Source organism: Streptomyces sp. NPDC055189 (assembly GCF_053606765.1).
This window is the reverse complement of record NZ_JBSGSG010000008.1, coordinates 160,153-185,718: the sequence shown is the minus strand read 5'-3', so window position 1 is coordinate 185,718 and position 25,566 is coordinate 160,153. Positions and strand designations below refer to the sequence as shown.

23 protein-coding genes and 2 tRNA genes are annotated in these 25,566 nt (G+C 71.3%); 6 read left to right on the top strand and 19 right to left on the bottom strand.

Going from position 1 to position 25,566, the window contains the following annotated elements:
- Nucleotides 1-6: 6 nt before the first annotated feature.
- Nucleotides 7-297 carry a hypothetical protein gene (locus tag ACWFR3_RS08920; protein WP_190080288.1) on the top strand — a complete coding sequence of 97 codons (291 nt, stop codon included), beginning with the start codon at nt 7-9 and terminating at the stop codon, nt 295-297.
- Here ACWFR3_RS08920 and ACWFR3_RS08915 read toward each other — a convergent pair.
- The 9 genes from ACWFR3_RS08915 to ehuB all read right to left on the bottom strand — a co-directional run bounded on the left by ACWFR3_RS08915 (nt 272) and on the right by ehuB (nt 8,884).
- The gene (locus tag ACWFR3_RS08915; RefSeq protein ID WP_453733871.1) at nt 272-2,485 is read right to left on the bottom strand and encodes an MMPL family transporter; all 2,214 of its coding nucleotides are present in this window, start codon (nt 2,483-2,485) and stop codon (nt 272-274) included. The genes ACWFR3_RS08920 and ACWFR3_RS08915 overlap by 26 nt on opposite strands.
- A 168-nt stretch (nt 2,486-2,653) precedes the next feature.
- Nucleotides 2,654-3,325 (bottom strand): response regulator, encoded by a 672-nt coding sequence (locus ACWFR3_RS08910; RefSeq protein WP_453733870.1) that lies wholly within the window; start codon nt 3,323-3,325, stop codon nt 2,654-2,656.
- Entirely contained in the window at nt 3,258-4,496 is a 1,239-nt protein-coding gene (locus ACWFR3_RS08905; protein ID WP_453733869.1) for a sensor histidine kinase, read from the bottom strand. The genes ACWFR3_RS08910 and ACWFR3_RS08905 overlap by 68 nt, the downstream gene beginning before the upstream one ends.
- Nucleotides 4,497-4,664: 168 nt before the next feature.
- Nucleotides 4,665-4,738: transfer RNA gene (locus tag ACWFR3_RS08900), tRNA-Lys, on the bottom strand.
- A 72-nt stretch (nt 4,739-4,810) separates the two neighbouring features.
- On the bottom strand, nt 4,811-5,569 hold the full coding sequence (locus ACWFR3_RS08895; protein WP_453733868.1) for an IclR family transcriptional regulator: 759 nt from the start codon (nt 5,567-5,569) through the stop codon (nt 4,811-4,813).
- Between the two features lie 208 nt (nt 5,570-5,777).
- Entirely contained in the window at nt 5,778-6,548 is a 771-nt protein-coding gene (gene ehuA / locus ACWFR3_RS08890; protein ID WP_453733892.1) for an ectoine/hydroxyectoine ABC transporter ATP-binding protein EhuA, read from the bottom strand.
- A 34-nt stretch (nt 6,549-6,582) separates the two neighbouring features.
- The gene (ehuD, locus tag ACWFR3_RS08885) at nt 6,583-7,230 is read right to left on the bottom strand and encodes an ectoine/hydroxyectoine ABC transporter permease subunit EhuD (RefSeq protein WP_453733867.1); all 648 of its coding nucleotides are present in this window, start codon (nt 7,228-7,230) and stop codon (nt 6,583-6,585) included.
- Complete coding sequence (gene ehuC / locus ACWFR3_RS08880) at nt 7,227-7,958, bottom strand: ectoine/hydroxyectoine ABC transporter permease subunit EhuC (protein ID WP_453733891.1); 732 nt, start codon at nt 7,956-7,958, stop codon at nt 7,227-7,229. Before ehuC ends, ehuD begins: the two co-directional genes overlap by 4 nt.
- A 2-nt stretch (nt 7,959-7,960) precedes the next feature.
- A complete protein-coding gene (gene ehuB / locus ACWFR3_RS08875; RefSeq protein ID WP_453733866.1) occupies nt 7,961-8,884 on the bottom strand; it encodes an ectoine/hydroxyectoine ABC transporter substrate-binding protein EhuB in 924 nt (307 codons plus the stop codon).
- Nucleotides 8,885-8,981: 97 nt separating this feature from the next.
- Here ehuB and ACWFR3_RS08870 point away from each other — a divergent pair, with 97 nt between their 5' ends.
- Nucleotides 8,982-9,482 carry a DUF3830 family protein gene (locus ACWFR3_RS08870; protein WP_453733865.1) on the top strand — a complete coding sequence of 167 codons (501 nt, stop codon included), beginning with the start codon at nt 8,982-8,984 and terminating at the stop codon, nt 9,480-9,482.
- A gap of 15 nt (nt 9,483-9,497) precedes the next feature.
- On the opposite strand, the gene ACWFR3_RS08865 is transcribed toward ACWFR3_RS08870, so the two are convergent.
- Both ACWFR3_RS08865 and ACWFR3_RS08860 read right to left on the bottom strand, forming a co-directional pair.
- Nucleotides 9,498-10,901 (bottom strand): amidase, encoded by a 1,404-nt coding sequence (locus ACWFR3_RS08865; protein WP_453733864.1) that lies wholly within the window; start codon nt 10,899-10,901, stop codon nt 9,498-9,500.
- Nucleotides 10,902-10,983: 82 nt separating this feature from the next.
- Nucleotides 10,984-11,940: a D-2-hydroxyacid dehydrogenase gene (locus tag ACWFR3_RS08860; RefSeq protein WP_453733863.1), complete on the bottom strand. Its 957-nt coding sequence runs from the start codon at nt 11,938-11,940 to the stop codon at nt 10,984-10,986.
- A 319-nt stretch (nt 11,941-12,259) separates the two neighbouring features.
- Here ACWFR3_RS08860 and ACWFR3_RS08855 point away from each other — a divergent pair, with 319 nt between their 5' ends.
- The 3 genes from ACWFR3_RS08855 (at nt 12,260) to ACWFR3_RS08845 (ending at nt 15,097) form a co-directional block, all read left to right on the top strand.
- Nucleotides 12,260-13,108, top strand: a complete 849-nt coding sequence (locus tag ACWFR3_RS08855; protein ID WP_453733862.1) for a maleate cis-trans isomerase family protein — start codon at nt 12,260-12,262, stop codon at nt 13,106-13,108.
- Between the two features lie 12 nt (nt 13,109-13,120).
- Nucleotides 13,121-13,858: a maleate cis-trans isomerase family protein gene (locus ACWFR3_RS08850; protein WP_453733861.1), complete on the top strand. Its 738-nt coding sequence runs from the start codon at nt 13,121-13,123 to the stop codon at nt 13,856-13,858.
- A gap of 141 nt (nt 13,859-13,999) precedes the next feature.
- Nucleotides 14,000-15,097 (top strand): LLM class flavin-dependent oxidoreductase, encoded by a 1,098-nt coding sequence (locus ACWFR3_RS08845; protein WP_453733860.1) that lies wholly within the window; start codon nt 14,000-14,002, stop codon nt 15,095-15,097.
- Between the two features lie 3 nt (nt 15,098-15,100).
- Here the strand turns inward: ACWFR3_RS08845 and ACWFR3_RS08840 are convergent, their stop codons facing one another.
- Complete coding sequence (locus ACWFR3_RS08840) at nt 15,101-16,906, bottom strand: putative bifunctional diguanylate cyclase/phosphodiesterase (RefSeq protein ID WP_453733859.1); 1,806 nt, start codon at nt 16,904-16,906, stop codon at nt 15,101-15,103.
- A 327-nt stretch (nt 16,907-17,233) separates the two neighbouring features.
- On the opposite strand from ACWFR3_RS08840, the gene ACWFR3_RS08835 reads away from it, so the two are divergent.
- Nucleotides 17,234-18,514, top strand: coding sequence for a M6 family metalloprotease domain-containing protein (locus ACWFR3_RS08835; RefSeq protein ID WP_453733858.1), 1,281 nt, complete (start codon nt 17,234-17,236; stop codon nt 18,512-18,514).
- 66 nt (nt 18,515-18,580) lie between these two features.
- Here the strand turns inward: ACWFR3_RS08835 and ACWFR3_RS08830 are convergent.
- The 7 genes from ACWFR3_RS08830 to ACWFR3_RS08800 form a co-directional block, all read right to left on the bottom strand.
- Nucleotides 18,581-18,654 (bottom strand) — tRNA-Lys (locus tag ACWFR3_RS08830).
- Nucleotides 18,645-19,289 (bottom strand): bifunctional DNA primase/polymerase, encoded by a 645-nt coding sequence (locus tag ACWFR3_RS08825; RefSeq protein ID WP_453733857.1) that lies wholly within the window; start codon nt 19,287-19,289, stop codon nt 18,645-18,647. The genes ACWFR3_RS08830 and ACWFR3_RS08825 overlap by 10 nt, the downstream gene beginning before the upstream one ends.
- 522 nt (nt 19,290-19,811) lie before the next feature.
- Complete coding sequence (locus ACWFR3_RS08820; RefSeq protein ID WP_453733856.1) at nt 19,812-20,180, bottom strand: hypothetical protein; 369 nt, start codon at nt 20,178-20,180, stop codon at nt 19,812-19,814.
- A 117-nt stretch (nt 20,181-20,297) separates the two neighbouring features.
- On the bottom strand, nt 20,298-21,662 hold the full coding sequence (locus ACWFR3_RS08815) for an AAA domain-containing protein (protein ID WP_453733855.1): 1,365 nt from the start codon (nt 21,660-21,662) through the stop codon (nt 20,298-20,300).
- Complete coding sequence (locus ACWFR3_RS08810) at nt 21,659-23,245, bottom strand: hypothetical protein (protein ID WP_453733854.1); 1,587 nt, start codon at nt 23,243-23,245, stop codon at nt 21,659-21,661. Before ACWFR3_RS08810 ends, ACWFR3_RS08815 begins: the two co-directional genes overlap by 4 nt.
- 193 nt (nt 23,246-23,438) lie before the next feature.
- Nucleotides 23,439-24,593: a hypothetical protein gene (locus ACWFR3_RS08805; RefSeq protein ID WP_453733890.1), complete on the bottom strand. Its 1,155-nt coding sequence runs from the start codon at nt 24,591-24,593 to the stop codon at nt 23,439-23,441.
- The gene (locus ACWFR3_RS08800) at nt 24,544-25,554 is read right to left on the bottom strand and encodes a phosphatase PAP2 family protein (protein WP_453733889.1); all 1,011 of its coding nucleotides are present in this window, start codon (nt 25,552-25,554) and stop codon (nt 24,544-24,546) included. The genes ACWFR3_RS08805 and ACWFR3_RS08800 overlap by 50 nt, the downstream gene beginning before the upstream one ends.
- Nucleotides 25,555-25,566 lie beyond the last annotated feature (12 nt).

Below are 25,566 nucleotides of genomic sequence, written 5' to 3'. Positions count from 1 at the left end.
TGAACCATGAGCACGTCAGACCAGATGGGGGCAGGCCGGGCAGGCCTCACGCCGCGCCAGGCCCGGCGCATACGGATCGCCGCGGCCTCGGTGCTGATGGCCGCGGCGGCCGTGGTGCTCGCCGTACGCCTGGCGAGCCGGTCGTCCGTCCTGGTCGTGGGGGTGTACGGGCTGCTGCTCGTCCTCTGCGGCCTGGTGATCGAACTCAGCAGGCGCGGACGGACCCGGCTCGGCAGCTATCTGCTCGCCGTCGGCCTGGTGGCCGCCCTGGTCATGGACTGGGTGGTGCTTGCCTGACCGCTCGGCCGCGCCCCTGCCCGACCGGTACGGGGTCGTCTGCCACCGGCGCCTCCTCGCGGAGCCCGTAGCGCTCGTGGAGCCTTCGCATCGAGCGCGGCGCCCACCAGGCGCGCCTGCCCAGCAGCGTCATCGTCGCCGGGACGAGGAACATCCGGACCAGGGTCGCGTCGATGAGCACGGCGAGCGTCAGACCGAGCCCGATCTGCAGGATCGGCGCGAAGCCACCCGTCATGAAGCCGCCGAAGACGATCGCGAGCAGCAGCGCCGCACAGCTGACGACACGACCCGAGCGGCGCAGGCCCTCGACGGTGGCGGCCCGGTGGTCGCCGGTCTCCAGCCACGTCTCCCGCATCCGGGACAGGATGAACAGTTCGTAGTCCATGGCGAGCCCGAACGCGATCGCGATGATCAGCGGCGGCGCGGTCAGACTCAGCGCCCCGAGCCCCTCACTCCCGAGCAGCCCCGCCAGATGCCCGTCCTGGAAGACCCACACCACGACGCCGAGCGCGGCTCCCAGGCTGAGCAGGGTGGTGGCGAGCGTGCGCAGGGGGAGCAGCAGTGAGCCCGTGAAGGCGAAGAGCAGGGCGAACAGGGCCACCAGGACGGTGAGTACGGCCCAGGGTGCGCGCTCGGCGAGCATCGAGCGGAAGTCGACGAGGCCCGCGGCGTTGCCGGTGACCTGGACGGGCTCGTCCCCGCGGAGGTCGCGCACCTGCTCCACGATCCGGGTGGCTGCGGGACCGTCGACCGAGCCCTTCGGGGTCAGCTCCAGCAGGACCGTGCCGTCGGAGAGCCGCTCGCTGTCGGCGGCCCTGATGCCGGGCAGGGCGCGGAACCCGGCCTCGGCGCCGGGGTCGGCGCCGGCCCCGATGAGCACCTGGACGGGGTCGGTGTCCGCCCCGGCCGGATAGTGCTCGCGCACGGTGTCGTAGAGCTGCCGCGCCTCGGTGTCGTGCGGGAGCTGCCGCGCGTCCCCGATGTTGATCCGCATCCCGAAGGCGGGCAGCGCGAGGAGGGTCAGTACGGCGACGACGGTGCCGGCCACGGCCAGCGGGCGCCGGGCGGAGAAGAGCGCGAGGCGGGCGAAGAAAGCGCCGGGTTCGGATGCGGGCCGGGACCCGCGAGGCAGCCAGAGCCGGTTACGCGTACGGGATTTCGTGCCCGAAGGCGCGATCTTGCCGCCGAACAGGGCGAGCAGCGCGGGCAGCAGCGTCAGCGCCGCCAGCATGTCGACGACGACCACCGCACTGGCCGCCAGGCCCATGCTGCGCAGGAACGGGCTGGGGAACCAGACGAGCCCCGACAGGCTGATGGCCACCGTGAGACCGGAGAAGAGGACGGTGCGTCCGGCGTGGGCGACGGTCGCGTGCACGGCCCGCGCCACATCGTCCTTCGTCTGCCCCCGCTCACCCGCTTTCCCCCGCTCCTCGCGGAAGCGGATCACCATCAGGAGTGCGTAGTCGACGGCGAGACCGAGGCCGAGCATCGTGACGATCTGGACGGCGTAGACGGAGATCTCGGTGAATTGGCTGAAGCCGTAGAGCGTCAGGAAGGCACCGGCCACGCCGCTCACGGTGACCAGGAGGGGAAGCCCGGCCGCCCGCAGCCCGCCGAAGATGAGCAGCAGAACGACGAGGACGGCGGGCAGCGTGATCAACTCGGCCTGTGCGACGTCCTCCTGGGCCCTGCCGCCCATCTGCTCGCCGAGCAGCGGCCCGCCGCTCACCGCCACATCGCCCGCGCTGATCTCGCGGATGCGGTCGGCCGCGTCGCCGGTGGCCTCTTCCTCGGCGTCGTCGTCGAGGCCGCCCTTGAGGGTGACGGGGATGAGCAGGGCCTTGCCGTCCCCGGCGACCAGACCCCGCGTGGTGTACGGGTCCGGCACCTGCGCGATGCCGGGCTGCTTCCGTACGTCGGCGATCGCGTCGCCCACCTGGGCGCGGAGCTGCGGGGTGTCGACGGCGGGGCCCGACACGACGGCGTTGAAGTCGTCTCCGTACGGGGTGAGTTCGTCCAGCCGCTCCGAGGCGGCGACCGACTCGCTGCCGGGGACGTCCTCGACCGACGAGGTCAGGTCGCCGAAGACACGGGTGCCGAAGCCGAAGCCCAGGACCAGGAGGAGAAGCCAGATGAGGATGACGGTCTTGGGTCGTCGGGTCGCTGTGCGAGCGAGGGCGGCCAGCATGGCTCTGCCTCCTCCGTGGACGGGGTCCGGGTCGCCCTCAGAGTCGTCCTCGGCGGGTGTGCGGCGGATCGCCGTGGCGAGCGGTCTTGCGGCCTCCCCCGTGCGGGGTAGGTCTCGGTCGTGCGGGGGAGAGTGAATGCACCCCGCCCGGCGCGAACCGCGACAGACCTAACCCCCCGGCACCACGAGCCCCGTCTCGTACGCGCAGATCACCGCCTGCACCCGGCCCCGCAGCCCCAGCTTCGACAGGACGTTGCTGACATGCGTCTTCACCGTGTGCTCGCTGACCGTGAACGACGCCGCGATCTCCGCATTGGAGAGCCCCCGGGCAAGCAGCCGCAGCGTCTCCTCCTCGCGGGCGGTGAGCACCGCGAGGCGCTCGGAGGACGACACGTCGGGTGCGTCGGACTCCGTGCGGCGGCGCCGGACCACGTCCGCCACCAGGCGCCGCGTCACCGAGGGCGCGAGCAGGGAGTCCCCGGCCGCCACGACCCGCACCGCGTGCACCAGGTCGTCCCGGCGGACGTCCTTGAGCAGGAAGCCGCTGGCTCCCGCGTACAGCGCCTCGTAGACGTACTCGTCGTGGTCGAACGTGGTCAGCATGACCACCCGGCAGCTGGATTGCGCGCACACCCGGCGGGCCGCCTCGATGCCGTCCATGCCGGGCATCCGGATGTCCAGGAGGATGACGTCGGGACCGTGCCGCAGGACCGCCGCCACCGCCTGCGCGCCGTCACCCGCCTCCGCCACCACCTCGATGTCGGGCTGCGCCTCAAGGATCATGGAGAAGCCGCTGCGCACCAGCTCCTGATCGTCCGCGACCGCCACCCGGATGCTCATCACCCCAGGATGCCGTGGGCAGCCGTACCGCGACACGGAAACCGCCATCGGGTCCGTCGCCGGCCACGGCCGTGCCACCGCAGGCGGCGGCACGTTCGTGGATGCCGACGAGCCCGTGCCCCGAATCCGCCGGGGCGCGGAACCCGACTCCGTCGTCCTGGACCCGTACCCGCAGCTCGACGTCCGACCAGTCGAGCCGGACGGACGCCTCCGTCGCCGCCGCGTGCTTCACGCAGTTGGTCAGCGCCTCCTGGACGATGCGGTACGCGGCCACCTCGACGTAGGGCGGCAGCGGGCGCGGCTGCCCGGTCTGCGCCAACGCGACGCGCAGACCGGCCCGTTCGACGAGGGCGGTCAGTTCCGGGAGCGCGGCGAGCGTCGGCTGCGGGTCTCGTCCGTCCGGGGCCGACGGCTCTCTCAGTACGCCCAGGATGCGCCGCAACTGCACCATCGCGTCGCGCCCCGCGCCCGCGATCGCGTCGAACGCCCCCACCGCGCGGTCCGGATCGCTGCGGACGACCACGGGGCCCGCCTCCGCCTGGACCACCATCAGGCTCACCGCGTGGGCGAGGATGTCGTGCATGTCGCGGGCGATCCTGGACCGCTCCTGGCTGACCGCACGCGCCGTCTCGGTGGCGCGCTCCCGTTCCAGGCGCCGGGCCCGGTCCTCCAGGGCCGCGGTGTACGCGCGCTGCACGCGGGCGAAGGCCCCGAGGGCGTACGCGCTGATGAGGCTGATCAGGTGGAAGGGGTATTCGTAGGGCTCGGCGTGCTCCTTGAAGGCCATGGTGATGGCGGCCCCCGCCAGCCATCCGCCGAACATGACGCGCCGTTTCAGCGGCGGGCTCAGGGCGGCCACGGTGTAGAGGGCGACCATGCCGCCGAAGCAGACGTCGGGCGGCGGCCGGTGGTAGAGCGCCATGGCGGGCGTGAAGACGGCGATCAAGGCGGCGCAGGCGAAGGGTGCGCGGCGCCGCCAGATCAGCGGCACCGCGGTCCCGGCACCCAGGACGAATCCGCCGGGGCTCAGCGGGTCGCCCCCCTCGTCGGGGAAGAGGAACTGGAGCGAGACGGCGAAGAGCACCACGGCGGTGAGTGCGGTGTCCACCACATAGGGGCGGGTGGTGCGCAGCCGGGACACCCGGGACAGCGCGAGCAGGGGTCGTTGCATCAAGGGCTCCTCGGGGCAGGAGGCCGTGCCAGTATCGCGGCGCCCGTGCGGAGCTGTCCTCACCGGTGCGGGGGATATACGGGGGGGGAGGGACATGCGGGGGAAGGGACATGCGGGGACAGGCAAAGAAAGAAGCCCCTCGCTTGCGCGAGGGGCTTCTCACTGTCGTGCGCCGTCAGGGACTCGAACCCCGGACCCGCTGATTAAGAGTCAGCTGCTCTAACCAACTGAGCTAACGGCGCCTGCTGACTCGAAAATAATACCTGGTCCCGGGGGGTGCTCAGAACCGCCCGGGATCGCCGTGCGGTCCGCCCCTAGATCGCGAGGGAGAGCAGCACCGGCGCCGCCCCGCGATTGAGCGTCCGGGCCGCTTCCCGCAGCCGGTGCGCGTGCTCCACCGGCAGGGAGAGCGCCAGGCAGCCGACCGCGGAGCCCGCGGTGATGGGGACCGCGGCGCAGACCGTGCCGACCGCGTACTCCTGGAGGTCGAGGACCGGGACCGTGGCGGGCTGGGCGGCGAGGCGGTTCAGGAGGACCCGCTCGTTCGTGATCGTCCGCGAGGTGAGGCGGGCCATCTTGTGGCGGGAGAGGTGGTCCCTGCGGCCGTTCAGGTCGAGCTGGGTCAGCAGGCTCTTGCCGACCGCGCTGGCGTGTGCGGAGGAGCGGAAGTCCACCCACTCGTTGACCTTCGGGGTGCGGGGGCCGTCCGCGAAGTCGGTGATCTTGATTTCGCCGTCTTCGTACCGGCTGATGTAGACGGCCGCGCCGATCGTGTCGCGCAGCCCGTCGAGCGTCACCTTGAGCTTGTCCCGCAGCGCACGGTCGCGGCCCTCGGCGGAGCCGAGACGGTTGAGGGAGTCACCGGTCACATACGCGCCGTCGGCGGTCTGGTCCACGTACGCCTCGCGGCGGAGCATGCGCAGCAGGGCGGCGAGCCGGGGTGCGGGGAGCTTCGTCTGGCGGGCCAGCTCGGCGTCGGTGACGCCGGTGTCGTGCCGGGCGACGATTTCGAGCACCCGCAGGGCGCTCTGCACCGAGTGCTGCGGCGTCGTCGGCTCGTGCTTCAGCGCCACGGCTTCCCCCTGCATGGAACGGTTCCGGACAGCTGGGCTCCGTCCCACGATAGCCGCCAAGAGGCCGATTTGGAGCGGCTGTTGACGAGAATGTGGCGCGCCCCCGGCCCTGTCAGCAGGAACGCGCCACTCTGGCATATGCCAGCGTCATCACCCGGGTTCTCGTGCGGATCATCGGCGGATCATTACGGGTGATTACGGTCCGCGGTCACAGGACCGCGCTGAGGAACTCCCGGGTCCGCTCGTGCTCGGGTTCGGTGAAGATCTTCTCCGGGGTCCCGGCCTCGATGACCCGGCCCGAGTCGAACATCAGGACCTGGTCCGAGATGTCACGCGCGAAGTTCATCTCGTGGGTCACGCAGAGCATGGTGATGTCCGTGGTGTGCGCGATGTCCCGCAGGACGTCGAGAACACCGGCCACCAGCTCGGGGTCGAGCGCGGACGTGACCTCGTCCAGGAGCAGCACCTGCGGGCGCATCGCCAGGGCGCGCGCGATGGCGACGCGCTGCTGCTGACCGCCGGAGAGCTGGCTCGGGTACTTGTCGATGTGCTCGGTGAGCCCGACCAGTTCGAGCAGTTCGCGAGCCCGCTGGTCGGCCTCGTCCTTGCCGAGACCGAGCACCTGGACCGGCGCCTCGGTGATGTTGCGCAGGACCTTCATGTTCGGGAACAGGTTGAACTGCTGGAAGACCATCCCGATGTTCTTGCGGACCTCGCGGATGTACTTCTCGTTCGCCGGGACGAGCTTGCCGTTCTTCTCCTCGTGCATGAGGTATCTGCCACCCACCTTGATGGTGCCCTGGTCGGGCTTCACCAGGGTCATCAGGAGGCGCAGGATCGTGGTCTTGCCGGAGCCGGACGGGCCGATCAGAGTGACGTGCTTGCCGGAGTCGACGGAGAAGTCCAGCTCGTCGAGGACGGTGTTCGAGCCGTAGCGCTTGACCACCTTGTCGAAGCGGATCAGCTCGCTGCCGTCCACGGCCGGGTTGGGGATTTCCTGGGAAGTGCTGCTGTCAGCGGACAAGACGACGCTCCAAGACTCGGAGAAGAACGGAAGCCGGGTAGGCGATGACGATGAAGGCGATGCCGACGATGCTGATGGCCTCGTAGGTGAAGGTCGCCTGGGTGAATCCCTTGGCCTCGCCCAGCATTTCCAGGGCGCCGATGGCGGCGATCTGCGGGGAGTCCTTGAGCATCGACACCACGTAGTTGCCCAGGGCGGGGATCACACGGCGGATGGCCTGCGGCAGGATGATCGCGGTCCAGGTGCGGCGCTTGGGCAGGCTGAGCGCGGTGGACGCCTCCCACTGGCCGACGGGAACGCCCTCGATGCCCGCGCGGTACACCTCGGCGGTGTAGGTCGAGTAGTGCAGACCGAGGCCGACGATGCCCGTGGTGAGCGGCGACATCGTGGGGCCGAACTCCGGGACGACGGTGAACAGGAAGAACAGCTGCACGAGCAGCGGCGTGTTCCGGATGAACTCGGTGATCGCCGTCACCGGCCAGCGGATCCACACCTGGTCGGAGCGCTGGGCGATCGCCCAGAGCAGACCCAGGGAGAACGCGATCACGGTGCCCCAGGCCACCGCCTGGAGAGTGACGACAAGGCCGTCCCAGAAATGGGGCATGAAGTCTTCGACGTTGGACCAGTCCCAGTTCACTTGGCACCCCCGGTGACGGTCATGTCATCGATCGACGACTTGGAGCGCAGTCCGCTGAAGAGGCCGAGCTTCTCCGGCGCCTGGCCGATCTTCTTCTTCGCGTGCCGCTCAAGGAGCCGCATACCGCGCGTCATGACGAAGGCGAGCACGAAATAGACCACGAGCAGGACCGTGTAGACCGGAGCGCTCTCGGCGGTGACGAGCCGCCACAGGTTGCCCGCGAAGGTCATGTCGGCCACCGCGATGAGGGAGACCAGCGAGGTGCCCTTGAGCAGCTCGATCAGCAGGTTGTTGAAGGGCGGCAGCATCTCGGGCCAGGCCTGCGGGATCTCGATCTTGCGCAGGCGCTGCGTCTTGGTGAAGTTCAGCGCAACCCCCGCCTCGCGCTGCGCCACCGGCACGGCGGCGAGAGCGCCGCGCACGATCTCCGAGCCGTACGCCCCGTAGGTGATCCCGAGGGCCAGCACACCGGCGGCCATCGGCAGGAAGCTGAAGCCGAACAGCATCGGCAACGTGAAGGCCATCCAGAACATGAAAACCAGGGCCGACGTGCCGCGGAAGATCTCGAAGTAGGCCCCGGCCAGGAAACGCACGATCCAGAGCGGCGACGTACGCAGCACGCCGATCGCGAAGGCGATGACGAAGGCCAGCGCCGCGCTGTAGACCGTGATCTGCACGGTGATCCAGAGACCGGGCAGGAACCACGCCGTGATGAAGTCCCACGTCATCATCAGGAGGCTCCCTTCACGGGCGGGCACAGATCGTCGAGCGTCAGCTTGGTCATCTCGTCCTTGGTGAAGCCGAACTTGCCGACGACCCGCAGCAGCTCCCCGCTCTTCTTCATCTTCTGGAGCTCCGCGTTGAAGGCGTCGCGCAGCTTCTTCTCGGAGAGCCGGAAGGCGAAGCCGCCGGCGCCGTAGGCGGGCTTTCCGTCCACCTCGGGCTGGAAGGGCTCCGTCACCTCGGCCCGCTTGCTGCCCTTGACCACGTCACGCGTGGTGATGGCGGTGCCCGCGAAGGCGTCGACCCGGCCCTGCTCGACCGCGGCGAGGCCCGCCACCGGGTCCGGCAGGATGAGGATGTCCTTCACGCCCGCGGCCTCCGCGTAGGCGATCTCGGCGTACGCGGTGCCACTGGCCAGCTTGAGCTTCTTCTTGACTATGTCCTCGTACCGCTTGATCCCGTGCGGATTGCCCTTCTTCACGATGAAGGCATCGAGCATCAGGTAGTCGGGATCGGAGAAGAGGACCTGCGCGCAGCGGACCGGGTTGATGTACATCCCCGCGGACACGACGTCGAACTGCTGCGCCTGGGTGAGCCCCGGAATCAGCGCGCCGAACTCGGTGGGCACTGCCTTGACGTTCGGCACCCCGAGCCTCGGGAAAATCACCTTGGCGATCTCCGGTGCCTCCCCGGTGACCTCACCCTTCTTGTCGATGTAGCCGAAGGGAAGCTCTCCCGCCACACCGATCCGCACGGTCCCCGCATCGCGGAGCTTGCTCAGTAGATCCCCGCCCTCGACCTTCCCCTCCTCCGGAACCTTCACGCACCCCGCAGCCCCGAGAGCTCCGAGCGCCGCTGCTCCTGCGAGCAGGGAGCGGCGGCGAAGCCTGCTGCCTGTGAATCCCTCGTTGTTCTCATGTGGTGGAGCCATGGGCGCGCGGCTACCCGACTCGACGCAGAATATGCGGGCCAATTTCGGCCCCTGATGCAATCGTTGTGGTCTTGACCCAGGGAGGAGCATGGGACACATGGCAGACCGATTCATCGAAGTCTCCCTCGCCAAGCGGGGAGTTACGTGCACGGCAAAGCTGCTCGACGACCGGGCCCCGGTGACCTGCGCGGCGGTGTGGGAGGCGCTCCCGCTGGCGGAGGACGTCTATCACGCGAAGTATGCCCGCAATGAGATCTACGCCCTTTTCCCGGCTTTCGCGGACCGCGAGCCGCCCCTGGAGAATCCGACAGTCACCCCCATTCCCGGCGACCTCTGCTATTTCTCGTTCAACGGGACACAGCTGGGCACACAGGCCTATGGGTACGAACCGGCCGCCGACGTCAAGGCGGGCGCCACGGTCGTGGACCTCGCGCTCTTCTACGAGCGCAACAACCTGCTGCTCAACGGAGACGTCGGCTGGGTTCCCGGCATCGTCTGGGGGCAGGTGGTCGACGGCCTCGACCGGATGGCCGAGGCCTGCAACGACCTGTGGCGCGCGGGCGCGCAGGGCGAGACGCTGAATTTCCGCAGGGCGTAGATCCCGCCCGGCGGCTCAGACAGCGGCGGGCGGCGCGATCCGAGCGCTGCCCGCTTCGTACAGCGCGTGCGCGGCCCGCAGGACGAGCGCGTCGGCGTGCCGCGCCGCCACGATCTGCACCCCGATGGGCAGCCCGTCGCGGTCCACCCCGCAGGGGACGGTCGCGGCCGGCTGCTGCGTCATGTTGAAGGGGTACGTGAACGGCGTCCATCCGGTCCACCGACGATGGCCGGAACCTTTCGGTACCTCCGCTCCAGCCTCGAAAGCGGTGATCGGCAAGGTCGGAGTGATCAGGAGGTCGTACGTCTGATGGAAGCCGCCCATGCGACGGCCGAGCTCCATGCGTACGTCAACTGCGGCAAGGTAGTCGAGCGCACTGGCCCGGGCGCCCTGCGCACAGATCTCCCGCAGCCCGGGGTCGAGCAACGCCCGCTGCGCGGGCGGCAGATGCTGGATCACGCGAGCGGCGCCGCTGAACCACAGCGTGTGGAACGCCTCCACCGGGTCCGTGAAGTCCGGGTCGGTCTCCTCCACGTACGCACCCTGCGCCGCAAGTGACTCCACCGCCTGCCGTACCGCCGCGGCGACCGCGGGCCGTACGGCCACCTGACCGCCGAGCGAAGGGGAGTAGGCGATGCGCAGTCCGCGTACGCCGCCTTCGATACCCGCGCGGAAGCTGTCGGCCGCCGGGCCCAGCCCCGACCAGTCACGCGGGTCGGGACCGCTGATGACGTCCATCAGGAGCGCCGCGTCCGCCGCGTCCCGCGTCATCGGGCCGACGTGCGCCAGCGTGCCGAACGCGGAGGCGGGGTAGAGCGGCACCCTTCCGTACGTCGGCTTCAGCGCGAAGATGCCGCAGAAGGAGCCGGGGATGCGCACCGAGCCGCCGCCGTCCGTGCCGAGCGACACCGGCGCGGCGCCGAGTGCCACGGCGGCCGCGCTGCCGCCGCTCGAACCGCCCGCGGTGCGCGAGGGGTCGTACGGATTGCGGGTGATCCCGCTCTGCGGGCTGTCCGTGACGCCCTTCCAGCCGAACTCGGGCGTCGTCGTCTTGCCGATGAACACCGCGCCGTGCTCGCGCAGCCGCGCCACCGACGGCGCGTCCTCCTCCCAGGGCCCCTCCGTGCGCGCCGTCCTGGACCCCCGCAGCGTCGGTCCGCCGCGCTGCAGCAGGATGTCCTTGACCGAGACGGGAACCCCGTCCACCAGGCCTGCCGGCTCACCGCGCCGCCACCGCCGCGTACTCTCCTCGGCCTGCGCGAGGGCCTCCTCGGCGTCGACGCGCACGAAGGCGTTCACCACGGGCTGCACGTCCTCGGCCCTGCGCAGCGCCGCCCGTGTCGCGTCCACCGGACTGAATTCGCCCTTGCGATAGGCCTCGACGAGTTGTACCGCGGTGAGATCCGTGAGCTCGGTCATGCACGCTCCTCAGGGGGGAGGGAAGTGGCTCGCCTCAAGGGCTCAGGGGGTGGGGGTGGCTCGGGGGCGGCTCGGGGAACGATCAGTTCCCGGGTACGTACCCGCGTTTCTTGTCGACCACGTTCGAGAGAGGCCGCCCGGCCGCCCACTCCTCGTACAACTCGACGAACTGCGCGCCCAGTTCATCGCGCCAGCCGACCACGTCACCGCTCATGTGCGGGGACACCAGGAGGCCCGGCGCCGTCCACAGCGGGCTGTCCGCCGGCAGCGGCTCGTGCTCGAAGACGTCGAGTGCCGCGCCCGCGATCCACCGCTTCGACAGGGCGGCCGCCAGGGCGTCCTCCACGACCAGCGCGCCGCGCCCGATGTTGATGAAGCGCGCCGACGGCTGCATCATGCCGAAGCGCCGCTCGTCGAACATGCCGCGCGTGTCGTCCGTCAGCGGCGCCGCGCACACCACCCAGTCGGCGCGCGCCATGAGCCGGTCGAGTTCGTCGGGTCCGTGCACGCCGCTGCGTGCGCTGCGCCCCACGAGCGCGGTGATGATCCCCAGGCCCTTCAGCATCCGCACGATGGCGTGCCCGATCGGGCCCGAACCCACGACACACGCGCGCGTACGCGAGATCCGCTGGGTCTCGCGGTGCTGCCAGGTGCGTGCGTCCTGGAGCCGGAGGGTGCGCGGCAGATCCTTGGCCATGGCGAGGATCAGGGCGGCCACGTACTCGGCGATCGGCTGGTCGAATACGCCGCGGGCGTTCGTGACCAGCGTGTCGGACTCGACGAGCTCGGGGCACATCAGGCGGTCCACGCCCGCGCTCGCGGTGTGCACCCAGCGGGGCCTTTGCCCCTCGCCGGGCCAGGTCTGGCGCACGGCGTCCGAGAGGAAATCCCACACCAGGAGAACGTCGGCGTGGGGGAGTTGGGCCGAAAGGGTGTCCGCGTCCGCGTGCAGGATCCGGGCGCGGCCCGTGAGGCTGCCCAGGCGGGGCGGCGGAGCGGGGGACGGGGCGTCAAGGACCAGAACGGTTGTTTCGGACATCGGATCAGAGCTTGATTCGGACATCGGGGAGAAACCGTTTCGCAATGAGAGTCCGCTTCCCTGAGTTTTGTGTCGGCCAGAGCCGTCTGAGATGCGCGGATTGACCACGCTCGCACCTGAAACTACCTTCGTCAACAGAGGTGCTCTATCACAAGCACCCCACGACTGAGTACGCTCCGTGCGAGGTCGTAGCACACTCTGTAGCGCTTTCTTCGCGCCTTTTGCCCCGTCCCGACGTCCCGGCGCGTCGCCGGTTCCGCATCTCCCGGCCCCCGGCCGGTCCCTCAAATGCACGCACGCACGAACTTGGGGCCTGCTCATGGACGTCTCTTTCCTCGGCGGACCGCACCCTCAACGCGGTGTAGGTGTCGTCGCACCATTCGACTTCGCACTCGACAGGGAGCTCTGGCGCTGGGTGCCGGACGAGGTCTCCCTCCACCTGACCCGTACTCCGTACGTGCCCGTCGAGGTAAGCCTTGACCTGGCACGACTCGTCAGCGAGCACGAAACGCTGGCCGAGGCGGTGCGTGCCCTGAGCGCCGCCGAACCCGAAGTCCTCGCGTACGCCTGTACGTCGGGCAGCTTCGTCGGCGGCATCGCCGGCGAGCGCGCGATGTGCGAGGCCATGCGCCGGGAGGGCGCGGTCTCCTCCGTCACGACCTCGGGCGCGCTGCTCGAAGCGCTCGACGATCTGGGCGCGCGGCGCATCGCGCTCGTCACGCCGTACACCTGGTCGGTGACCCAGTCCCTCGAGGAGTATCTGGCCGAATCCGGTGTGTCCGTCACCGGCCGCGCCTATCTGGGCCTGACCCGGCACATCTGGAAAGTGCCGTACAAGGACGTGGCGGACATGGCGCGCAGGGCGGTGCTCGGCGGGGCCGACGCGCTCTTCATCAGCTGCACCAACCTGGCGACCTACGACGTCATTCCGCAGCTTGAGGCCGAGCTGCGGATGCCGGTGATCTCCGCGAACCAGGTAACGATGTGGTCGGCGCTGCGCCGTCTGGGTACCCATGCCGTAGGGCCCTACCAGGCGCTGATCAATCCGAGCGCCAGGCCGGGCGCGGGCCCGGTCACCGGGCCGGGTTCGCTGCCCGGCGTGCTGCCGGTCGATCCGCCCCGGGGCCTGTCCGAGGGTCTGCCCGAAGGACCACCACCGCTGCCTTGAAGGAGGCTGGAAGTGACCGCACTTGGTTTCCTCTATCCGGGTCACTCGGCTGAGGACGACTACCCCCGCATGGAGCAGATGCTGGGAAGTGATGTCCGATTGCAGGTCGTCCACACCGACATCGGCGAGGACGCGCACCGGGTCGACGCGCTCCTGGAGATGGGATCACCGGAACGGCTCGCCGCAGGGGTCGAGGAGCTTCGCCTGGCCGGCGCGGAGGCCGTGGTGTGGGCCTGCACCAGCGCGAGCTTCGTCTTCGGCTGGGAGGGGGCGCACGACCAGGTCCGCGCCCTGGCCCGGTCGGCGGGCCTGCCCGCGTCCAGTACGTCGTTCGCCTTCGCCCACGCGGTGGGCGAGGTGGGCGCGAGCAGGGTCGCGGTCGCGGCGACGTATCCGGAGGACGTGGCGGGGCTCTTCGCCTCGTTCCTGAAGGCGTCCGGGGTCGAGGTCGTGTCGACGCGGGGGAGCGGCATCATCACCGCCGCGGAGGTCGGTACGTGGGGCTGGGAGGAGGTCCGCGCCATGGCCCGCGCGGGCGACCACCCGGACGCGCAGGCGCTCCTGCTCCCCGACACGGCCCTGCACACCGCGGCCTACGTCCACGACCTGGAGCAGGAGCTGGGCAAGCCGGTCCTGACGGCGAACCAGGTCACGGTCTGGGAGGGCCTGCGCCTGGCGGCCCGCCGGGTGAACGCGCCATCCCTGGGCGCACTGTTCACGAAGGAGCCGGTGGTGCAGGTGCGGGGGTAGCGCCGGGGGTGGCGGGGCGGGGCCCTGCGGCCCCGCCGGACCCGTGTCCGGCTCCCCGGGAATAAAACGGAGTGACCCTCCTGTTGGGTCGTGCGGAGTAAGAAGAACCGCAGAAGTACGCGCAGCAGGAGGCTGGACCCCGTGACAGTGGAACCGAGCGACGACATCCGCGGCGAGCGGCACGGCAGTGCGCCGGTTCCGTTGTCCGTGCTCGACCTGGTGACCGTGGGGGCGGGGCGCACCGCCACCGACGCCCTGAAGAAGAGCGTGGAGATCGCCAAGCTGGGCGAGGAGCGCGGCTACCACCGCTACTGGGTGGCCGAGCACCACTCCATGCCGGGCGTGGCCTCCTCGTCGCCTGCGGTCATCCTCGCCCACCTCGCCGCCCACACCGAGCGGATCCGCCTGGGCTCGGGCGGCGTCATGCTGCCGAACCACGCTCCTCTCGTCATCGCGGAGCAGTTCGGCACCCTGGAGGCCATGGCCCCGGGGCGCGTCGACCTGGGTCTGGGGCGCGCCCCGGGCACGGACGGCGCGACCGCCGCCGCCCTGCGCAGGACGGACCGCCTGAACGAAGGCGCCGACGACTTCCCGCAGCAGCTCGCCGAGCTGACCCGCTTCCTGGACGACGATTTCCCCGACGGCCACCCGTACGGCCGTATCCACGCCGTCCCCGGCCCGATCCAGGCCACGTCCCCCGGCGGCGTCCAGTCCTCGCACCGCCCGCCCCTGTGGCTCCTTGGCTCCTCCGGGTTCAGCGCCCGCCTCGCCGGCGTCCTCGGCCTGCCCTTCGCCTTCGCGCACCACTTCTCCGCACAGAACACGATCCCGGCGCTCGACCTCTACCGGGAGTCCTTCAAGCCCTCCGCGGTCCTCGACGCCCCGTACGCCCTGATCGGCGTATCGGCGCTCGCGACCGACGAAGAGGGCGAGGCGCGGCGCCAGGTTCTCGCCGCCGCCCTGAACATGGTCCGGCTGCGCACCGGAAAGCCCGGGCTCGTCCCGACGCCCGAAGAGGCCGAGGCGTACGCGTTCAGCGAGATGGAGCGGGAGTTCGTCAACAGCTGGAACTCCAATGTCATCCACGGCACCGCCGACCAGGTCCGCACCGGCCTGGACGACCTCGCCAAGCGCACCGGCGCCGACGAGCTGATGATCACCGCCAACGCGCACAGCGGTGACGTGCGCCTGCGCTCGTACGAATTGATCGCGGACGCCTACGGACTGCCCGGCGCCTGACCCTCAGCCCGCGGCGAGCAGCGCGGAGATACGATCCGGCGCCACCGGGCGGGAGTACAGCCACCCCTGCCCGGTGTCGCAGCCGATCCGCCGCAGCCGTGCCGCCTGTGACGTGGTCTCCACGCACTCCGCGGTGACGGTCAGGCCGAGCCGGTGCGCGAGCTGCACGAGCGCCTCGACGATGACTTCGTCGGCGGGGTTGATGTGCCCCTCGCCCGCCTCGGCGTCGTACTGGAAGCCCCGCACGAAGGAGCCGTCCAGTTTCAGGACGGACACCGGCAGCCGGCTCAGGTACGCGAGGTTCGAGTACCCCGTGCCGAAGTCGTCGATGGCGATCCGCACCCCCATGTCGCTGAGCGACTGCAGGGCCTGCAACGGGCGGCCCGCCGAGCCCATCACCGCCGACTCGGTCAGTTCGAGCTGGAGCAGCTCGGGGGCCAGGCCCGTCTCGGCGAGGATCTGAGCGACGTCGGCGACCAGGTCCGAGTCCCACACCTGCCGCACCGCGACATTGACGCTCACGAAGACCGGTGGCCGCTCCGGGTGGTCCAGCTGCCACTGCCGGGCCTGACGGCACGCCGTCCGGAGCACCCAGCGGCCCAGCTGGACGATCGAACCGTCCTCTTCGGCCAATCCGATGAACCGATTCGGCGTCAGCAGCCCGAAGTGCGGATGCTGCCACCGCACCAGCGCCTCGACCCCGCGCACACCGCCGTCCTCCAGGCGTACAAGCGGCTGGTAGTCGAGGACGAACTCACCGCGGTCGACGGCCGGACGCAGCGAACTCGACAGCGTCTGCCGGGTCATCCGGTGGGCGTTGCGCTCGGGGTCGAAGAGCGTCCAGCGCGCCTTGCCGTCCGACTTCGCCCAGTACAGCGTCGTGTCGGCGGCCTGCATCAGACAGGTCGTCGTGGTTCCGGCGGCGCGCCGCTCCACGACGCCGATCGACGCCGATACGGACAGCCGCTGGCCCGCGAGATCGAAGGGGACCTGCAGCGCCTTGAGCGCCGCGTCCGCGAGGTCGGCGAGCTGGTCCGTGCCCGTCGAGTCCTCGACCAGCAGCGCGAACTCGTCGCCGCCGAGCCGCGCGACCAGCGGCACCGCCGCCCTGCCGTGACCGGCCTCGTCGGCGCACCGCGTGAGCCGCTCGGCGACGGCCGCGAGCAGCCGGTCGCCGACCCGGTGGCCCAGGGTGTCGTTGACCGCCTTGAACCCGTCGAGGTCCAGATAGCAGAGGCCGATCCTGCCGGTGCCCGCGTCGTCGTACGCGCCCGATTCGATCGCGGCGGCGAGGCGTTCGAAGAACAGGCTGCGGTTGGGCAGCCGCGTCACCGGATCGTGCATCTGCAGATGCCGCAGCCGCGCCTGGAGTTCGCGGCGCGCGCTGATGTCGGTGGCCGCGAGCAGCACCGTACGACCGCCGGGCATCGGCGAGACGGTGACCTGGACCCAGAGCGAGTGACCGTCCGGGTGTTTCAGACGCCGGGTGCAGCGCAGCTTCGCCTGGCGGCCGCGGAGCACCTCGCGGTACGCGTGCCAGGTGCGGGCGTCCGACGCCAGGTCCACCAGATCGGCGGCGAGGCGTCCCGTCAGGTCGTCCGGGGTCGCGCCGAGCAGCTCGGCGAGCGCGTCATTGGCGTCGACGAGGAGGCCCTCGCCGTCGACGACGCCGAGCGCGAGGGGGGCCGCGGCGAAGGCGGCCCGGTGATCGGGCCGCTGCCCCGGACGACGACGCTCCGTAGTGGGCGCCCTGGCGAGGTCGGGTGCTGTGACCGCTGTGGGCGCTTGGCCTTCAGACGTTCCGTTCACCACTTGCTCCCGCAGTGCAGTTGTTCGGCGAGGCCGGGCCCGCGCAGGAAGGTGTGCCGATCATAGGGGCTGGCCGGACGGCGCTTCCAGCCACCGGGCGGTACCGCGTGGCGGCCGGGTCCGGCATAGGACAGGCGCATGCCCGGCATGGGTTTGGCACCCGCCCGGCGGCAGATCGTTTCTGCTCACCCCTGTACCGCTTCCCTTGCGCCTCAATCTGCCCGGGGACCACTTGTGACGTTCGGTGAGCGCTAGTAAGACCGCTTATCACTCGGCCGGGTTAGACAAACAGGGCGTATTTGAATAATTCAACACAGGGTGGGTGGGATGCCCCGTAATCCGCACCCGGAGGTGGACGTGCCGCGTCAGCTACCCCCCTGGGGACTCACCCGTGGAGGGGAGAGACCCCGGTGGCGCAGCGCGGCCGCCGCATTCACGTCCCTGACCGCACTCGCCGCCACGGGGCTCGTCGCGGGCCCCGCGGTCGCCGACGCCCCGGCGATGCCCTGTGCGCTTGAGCGCACGCCGGCGCACCACTCGGAGGGCCTGGACACCTGGAACACCGCCTATCAGCGCCCGGAGCGCAGCCTCGACGCGGTGATGGTCTTCTTTTCCTTCCCCGACTCCCCGCCCCGCAGCGCCCCCGGGGAGCTGGCGGCCGACTACTTCCCGGCCACCAGCCAGTTCTTCGACCGCGCCTCCTACGGCAAGTTCGCGCTGCGCCCGCACGCGCAGCGCGAGTGGGTCGAGATGCCGGACTACTCCACCTCGTACGCGATACAGCGGGACTGGAACGCGGCCCGGCGCAGCGCCTATCTGCGGGACGCGGTGGCCGCCGCCGATCCGCACGTCGACTTCTCGCGGTACGACGTCGTCTACTTCATCGCCGACCCGGACGCGCCCGGTGTCGACTCGGACGCGACGAAGGTCGTCAACTTCGACCGGCCGATGCGGGCCGACGGCACGGACATCAAGCGCATCGTCACGGTCTTCGAGGGGCATCCCCCGGACCGCAACGTCCTCGCCCACGAGACAGGCCACGTCTTCGACCTGCCCGACCTCTACCACCGGCCGACGGACGGCGACGGCGACTGGGACACGCATGTCGGCGACTGGGACGTCATGGGCAGCCAGTTCGGCCTCTCGCCCGACCTGTTCGCCTGGCACAAGTGGAAGCTCGGCTGGCTGGACCGGCGGCAGGTGGTCTGCGTGGAGGGCGGGGGGCAGCGGCTGACCCTGGATCCGCTGTCGGCGCGGCCCGCGCGCGGGGGTGTCGGCGGCACCAAGCTGGCGGTCGTGCGGACCGGCCGCGACAGCGCGATCGCCATCGAGGCGCGCGGCGCGACGGGCAACGACCACGCCACCTGCAGCGAGGGGGTGCTCGTCTATCGCGTACGCAATGAGGCACCGTCCGGCGGCGGCCCGGTCGAGGTCCTCGATGCCCACCCGGATTCGGACGCGTGCTGGAGCGACTCGGTGTATCCGCCGCTGGCGGACGCGCCGGTGAGCGTGGGGGAGAGCTTCACGGTGCCGGACGAGGGCGTACGCATCGAGGTCGAGGGGCGTACGGCCACGGGGGCGTGGACGGTGAACGTGTCGGTGGGCTGAGGCTTTCGTTCCGGGCCCGGACATGAAAGAAGCCCCTCGCTTGCGCGAGGGGCTTCTTTCTGTCTGTGCGCCGTCAGGGACTCGAACCCCGGACCCGCTGATTAAGAGTCAGCTGCTCTAACCAACTGAGCTAACGGCGCCTGCTGACGTCGTAGACCTTAGCATCCTGATCGCCGCGAGGAAAAATCGATATACGCACCGCGGAGCCGGCCGCCGCGCGGGCCGCGCGGACACAGGCCCAGAGCACCACCTCGGGCCCCGGGAGCCAGGGATGCCGGGCGTCTGGAGCCACCAGCCAGCGCGATTCGAGGTGCCCTTCGAGGCGGCCGGGCGGCAGGGTTCCGGGGGAGGGCTCGCGGGTTTCCGCGGAGATCGGCGGCACCGTCACGGCGTCCCCCGTGCCGTGGCAGAGGATGCCGGGCACGGCGCGGCCCCACTCCTCCCACTCCAGGAGCGAGGGCAGACGCTGGGCGGTGCCGGGGGCGGCGAAGAGGAGCATGCGGCCGCGGTGTGCCGCGACGGGGCCGGAGCCGGGGCCCTCGTCCCACAGGCGGTCGAGCATCCGGCGTCCGAAGACCGCCGGGACGCTCACCACGTCGAAGACGGAGCCGCAGGGAAGGACGGCCGGGGCGGTGGGGCGGCTGCGCCAGTGGGCGAGGGCGCTGCGGGGATACGTTTCGGCGGAGGCGAGCCAGGCGGCTCCCTCGGTGGTGACGTCAGAGCTGTCCTGGGTGTCGGCGGGGGCAGGGCCGGGGTGAAGACGTGTACCGCTCATGGCGAATACATCTACCGGCGGTGAGCGTTCCATTTCAGAGAGTTGCAGGAAATCGGGACAGCGGGGGTCGGGAGGGGGTACCTTGCCCTGCTTGGCATATGCCCCACGATCGTCCGAGCGCTGGGAGAGGGCTTCTGGAAGGGGGCTCCGGCGGGACCTCGGGGGAGTGTGTCCGGTGACCCCGCATGGCCTGCCCGGCGGCCTCGGCCGTCCCCGTGCTGCTCCCGGGACGGGCCTCTGCGGTCTGCCCGGCGGCCTCGGCCCTCCCCGTGCTGCTCCCAGGCTCGGCCCTCCCCGTGTTGCTCCCAGCCTCAGCCCCCCGTGCTGTTCCCGGGACGGGCCTCCGCGGCCTGTCCGGCGGCCCCGCGTGGCGGCCCTGCCCGGCATCCCCGGGGCGGGGCCCTCTCGTTATCGCGGTGGGCCCCCATACATCGCTGTCCGGCCCTAGCTTGTGCGGCCGTCCCGCTTCTGGGGAGGGCCCCGCAGCCTGCCTGGCGGCCTGGCGGCCCTCCCCGGCAGACCTCAAGCCTCCGGGCCGCCGCCACCGCCCGTACCGGCTCCGCGCAGCAGGTCCCGGCCGAACTCGACCATCTTCTTCGCGTAGTCCTCGGTCCACTCCGCGCGCTCGGCGATCGCAGCGGGCGTCAGGCGGTCGAAGCGGCGGGGGTCGGCGAGCTGTGCGGCCGCGATCGCCTGGAACTCGACCGAACGGTCCGTCGCGGCGCGGAAGGCGTGGGTCAGCTCGGTCGCTCTGGCGAGGAGCTCCCGCGGGTCCTCCATCGACTCCAGGTCGAAGAAGTGCTCCGGGTCGGCGACGGCTTCCGCGGGCTCGAAGAGCAGGGGCGCGGGGCGCAGACGCTGCTCGGTCCGGTGCCGCTCGGGCTCCGCCATGGTTCATCCTCCTCGTACGGTGTCCGGCCGTGGGGGGCCGTCTTCCATTCTCCCTTGCTGCGCAAGGGGGCCATGGGCCTTGGGATCCGGGGGGTTCGGGGTTCCCCGGCCCCATCCCTACGGCTGCCACGCCACCCGGTGTTCGGCGAGGCGGGCCAGTACGGCGTGGTTCGCTTCCCAGCCATCCGGGAACTTCACCGTGACGCCCAGTTGGACCGGTTCCGTCGACGGGTGGTCGTCCAGGAGTTCGCTGACGCCCGCACGGCAGATCACGATGCAGGCGTGGCGGTGGCGGGATGCCAGGACGCAGAGGCGGCCCGTCTCCAGGTGGAACGCGGTGGCGTCCGGGCGGCCGGAGAGCGGGTGCAGGACCACCGTCACGTCGAACTCCCGGCCCTGGAGCCGGTTCGCGGTGTCCACCGTGACGTCCGCGACGCCGAGCAGCGCGAGGGCCGCGCGCACCGCCGCCGCCTGGTCGCGGTGCGCGGTGCCGACGGCGATGCGGTCGGCGGTGAGCGGGGTGGGATCCGGGTCGCGCTCCGATGTCGCGGCGCCGCCGCGGTCCAGGAGACGCCGGACGACCTGCGCCACCGCGCGTACCGCCTCGGGGTCGGTACGCGGCGTGTTCCGCGCGGGCAGTTCGAGCAGGCCCCAGCCCGCCTCCGCCGCCTCGTCGATCACCCGGTCCGGGCCCGAACCATCCGACGGCACGCCGAAGTTGAGCGTCCTGTCGCCATGATCCGTGCCGCTGCGGAAGGGGGTGTACGGATAGAACGCCGCGGAGACCAGTGGGGCCGCCGACGCCGGCAGCCGCCAGGACACCGGCAGGCGGTGCTGGGGCAGTTCGGGGTTGTGCGCGAGCAGCGTCGTCACGGCGCTGGCCGAAGGGTCGTACGCCAGGCCGGCCCACTGCTCGGCGCCCACGATCGAGAACGGGTCGAGCTGGCCGGGGTCACCCACGAACAGGGCCCGCTCGAAGAGTCCGGCCACGGCGAGCAGCGCGTCCGAGCGCATTTGGTACGCCTCGTCCACGATGGCGTGCTGCCAGGGCCCGTCGAGCTTGGCGACCTCGACGTGCGCCCACTTCGCGGCGGTGGACACCACGACGTCCATCCCCGCGAGGTCGGCGGCCTTCGTGGACGTACGGACGAAGGGCAGGTCGTCCAGGGCCTTGTCGTACGCGTCCGGGTCGCTGCTGTGCAGGCGGCCGACCGGCAGCTCGGGGTCCTTTTCGGCGAGGCGCAGGACCAGGTCGTCGACCTGGGCGTTCGTCTGCGCGATCACCATCAGCGGGCGTCCTGCGGCGGCCAGTTCGCGGGCCGCGCGGACGACGAGGGTCGACTTGCCCGCGCCGGGCGGCGAGTCGACGACGACACCGCGGTGCGCGCCGTGCAGCGTGTCGTGCAGGATCGCGTCCGTGGCGCGGGCGGCTGCGGCGCCGGGGTCGAAGGAGGCGCGGTCGAAGGGGGCGGTCGGACTCACAGGGTGTCCTCCGGCGTCACGGCGTCAGGGCGCTCGGCGGCCTCGCCCGGCGGGCCGCCGTGGGTCCAGGGAGTCGCCTCGGGGTCGGGAAGCTTGGGGCCGCCGCGCTGCTCGTGCTCGAAGAGCGTCCAGCAGATCCGGTCGCCCTTGTCCGGCACGGAGCCGGCCTCGGGCTCCTTGCCGCGGCCCATCTTGTCGATGATGCGCAGCACGACGGTGCCTTCGCCCTCGTACGTGACGAACTCGGCCGTCTGCGGCTTGCCCTGGAGCGAGCGGTACACCTTCGCGCGCTCGGCCAGGTGCGGGTGGTCGTCCGTACGGACCGTGACCAGCGGGCGCGGCCTCGGGCTCTTGCTCTCGCTGTACGCCATGACCACCTCCGTCACCTCGCCCGCGAACGCCTCGCCCGCGAGCCGGCGGCCCGCCATCACCAGCGGGTCGTCGAGCGCTTCCTGGGCCTCAAGCCTGGCCTGCTCGCGCTCCCGCGCGGCCAGCTTGTTCGCCGCCGTCACCGCGTCGTCGATGCGGGGCTGCGGAGGTTCGCCCGCCGTCACGCGGTCCCGGTGGCCGGTGAACGACCAGCGGTCGCGGGTCCAGCGGTCGGCGGCGTGCGGGGCCTCGGGCAGGGTGCAGAGCGCGTCCAGGCCGCGCCACACCGCGTCCCACGTGGGGCGGGTCCTGCTCTCGATCAGGGAGCGGATCTCCCGCTCGGCAGCGGCCAGGGCGGCGAGCCGGGTGTCCGCCTCGATGCCGTCCTCGGCGGCGGCGAGGGCTCCGCGCGCGCGGTCGTAGCGCTCGATGGCCGGGGCGAGGAGGCGGTTGTCGAACGCCGGGTCCGTGGCGGGGCCCGCGGGCGGGCAGAGCAGCTGGCCGTCCTTGTCCCTGGCCAGCTCGGCGCGGAGGGCGGCATCGGCCCCGGAGGTGCCTTCGGGGGCCTCGATCCAGGCGAGCAGGGCGCCCAGATGCTGGTCCTCGAGGCTGCTCTGCCCGGTGGCCCAGTGCCGGGAGAGCAGCTCGGTCATGGCGACGAGGAGGGAGGAGCCGGGAACGCGGGCCCGCTCCCCGAAGTGGGTCAGCCAGCGCCCGAGGAGAGGGACGCGGGGCGGGGCGGGATACGGGGTCTCGGGGTCCTGCTCGGCGGTGCGGCGAAAGCGCGTGGAGCGGCCGATGAGCCGTACGAAATCGATGCCGGCGCGGCTGGGGACGATCAACTGCGGCGCGTCCTGGCAGAGTTCGACCTCCACCTTGACGCGCTTGCCGGTCTCCGGGTCCGTCTCGCTGCGCTCCGCGGCTTCGACGTCGTCCGTGAACGAGTCGACGTACTCCAGGACGGTGTCCGCGAGTTGGGAGAGGAAGGTGAAGCGGAGGTCGCGGTCGCGGGGCTGGGGGACCACGAGCACGCGGGGCGAGGTCCGCTCGGTCCCGACGAGCGCGCCGAGCGGGGCGCCTGCCTCACCCGCGGTGGTGAGGGGGACGATGACGAGGGGGCGCTGGGAGAGGTGGCGATGCCTCGCCGTCGCCCTCGGCTGCGCCCGGCCTGCGGCCACCGCTTCAAGGCGGGCGAGGTTGTCGATCAATGACACGGTCGGGGGGCCTTCCTCGTCTGCGAGTCCGCTGCGCGGTGCGGGTCCGCTGTCCGGCCGCCGCTTCGCGGCGATTTTTTCCCGCCCACCCACCCGATCACCCGGCAACACCCACTCGCCGGAGAACGGAGGGCAATGGCCGCCGCAAGGTGCCGGTACGAGCCGCGGCCGGGCGCCGCGCTCGGCCGCGGGGTCAGCACGGCGTGCCCCCCGCCGTGTGACCGTCAAAGGCCCCCGCGCCCGACAATGCCTCCTGCCTCAGCGCCGCCGCTCTGCGCAACGCCGCTACCGCCGGGTCGGAAGGGTCTCCCGTCGTGCCGTTTGCCGCGGAGAGGACTCCGGTGACCGTTGTCAGGCCGCCCAGTTCGCCCCGTACCGAGCGGCCAAGGGCCGTCACCGCGTCCTGTTCGCGGGAGCGTTCGCGGCAGTGGAAGGCCAGTTCGCAGGCGGCCAGGCACTCGGGGGCGTACGTCGCGGGGACCGACTCGACCGCTGCCGTCAGATCGGCGGCGGGGCGGCTCACGTCGAAGGTGGTGCCCTCCGGGAGCGCCGCCGCGATGTCCTCGATGCGGGTCAGACGGTCCAACTGGCGCCGCGTCACGGAGAGTTGTTTGCGTACGTCGATCGCCGACGCGGTGGGGAGGTTCGAGAAGTCCTTCGGGCAGACCAGGAGCACGTGGTGGCGGACCTCGGGAGCGGGCTCCATGTGCGCCGCGACCCGCTCCAGCGCCAGTGCGTACACCGCCGCCTGGCGGGCCGCCGCGCCCACCTTCGCCGCGTCCGCCGAACCGTCGAGCATCGGGAAGGACTTGATCTCGACGACCGTCCAGGTGCCGTCGGGGTGGATCACCACCGCGTCCGGCTCCAGGAAGGCGGGGGTTCCGGCGACGTCCAGGGCCAGCATCGGGTGGTCCAGGAGGGTCCAGCCCCGCGTTGCCGTCGCCTCGCGCAGCGCGAGCGCGGTGCGCGCCGCACGTCCCTCGGGGCCCACCGCGGTCAGGTCCGGGACGGACGAATCGCCCGGCACCGGCTCCGGGCCGCCCCCGAGGCGGCCGTGCACCAGACGCAGCAGCTCAGCGCCGCCGTCCGCCTTGACCTTCGCCTCGAAGGCGTTGCCCCGCATGAACGCGAACTGCGACTGCCCGAACGAAGCGGGGGAGCCGAGCGACTGCGCGAGGGTCGCCTTGTCCACGCCCGCTCCGTCGAGCAGCGCACGCCTCTGGCACCCCGGATTCGCGGCGAGGGCCGCGAGCGCGCGTGCGTCGAGCGGCTGAGCGGGGACGTCCGGTCCGCGCAGCTCAGCGAGCCGCTGTCGGAGTGCTGTCCCCCGCTTCGGCGGGTCGGGCACTCGGCTCGGCGCCTGGCTCGGCGGGCCGCTGTCGCGGCAGGGGAATTCGCTCACCTGTCGAAGTCTGGCACCCGGCACTGACAATTGAGGACTCCGGGGCGTACGAGACGGACGGCGAGCCCGCGACGGGCGCCGCCTCCGACGCCCCGGCCGCCCCGCCCGGCGAGGTCCCCGCGACCGCAAGCGGCAGCCGCACCCTCGCCTTCACCCGGTCCGCGAGCCGCAGCACCGGCCGTACGAGAAGCAGGCCGAGGCCCATCACCGCGGCGCCGGCGACGGCGTCGAGGAAGTAGTGGTTCGCGGTGCCCATCACGACGATCGTGGTGATGAGGGGATAGCCCACCGCCGCGACCTTGGCCAGCGGCGAACGCCCGTGGCGCCACAGCATCACCCCGCACCACAGCGCCCACCCCACGTGCAGGCTGGGCATCGCCGCGTACTGGTTGGTCATGCCGCCGAGCCCGCGCGGCGCACTCGCCTCGCCGCCCCACCAGCCGTAGTCGCTGTACTGCGCCATGGTGTCGACGAAGCCGTGGCCCGCGCTCAGCAGGCGGGGCGGGCAGGTCGGCAGGAGCGTGAAGCCGACCAGGCCGATCATCGTGGAGGTCATCAGCCACGCGCGCGCGGCACGGAAGTGGACCGCGCGGCTGCGGAAGATCCAGACGAGGATCAGGGGGGTGACCAGATAGTGCAGCGACGCGTACCAGAAGTCGGCGGGGACGCCTATCCAGGAGTGGTCGGTGAAGAGACGGTTCAGCGGGTTCTCGGCGTTGATGCGCAGGAACTTCTCGACGCGGAGGATGGCCACGCCGTGGTCGACGGCGGTGGACACGTCGCCGCGCGCGAGCAGCCGCCCCGCCGAATAGAGGCCGTACACCACCAGGATGAGAGGCAGTTCCGTCCACCAGCGAAGCCGAAGCCCTCCGGTGCCCCCGGTGCCCGGAGTGTCCGTCTGCGGCATCCGGTCGTTCCC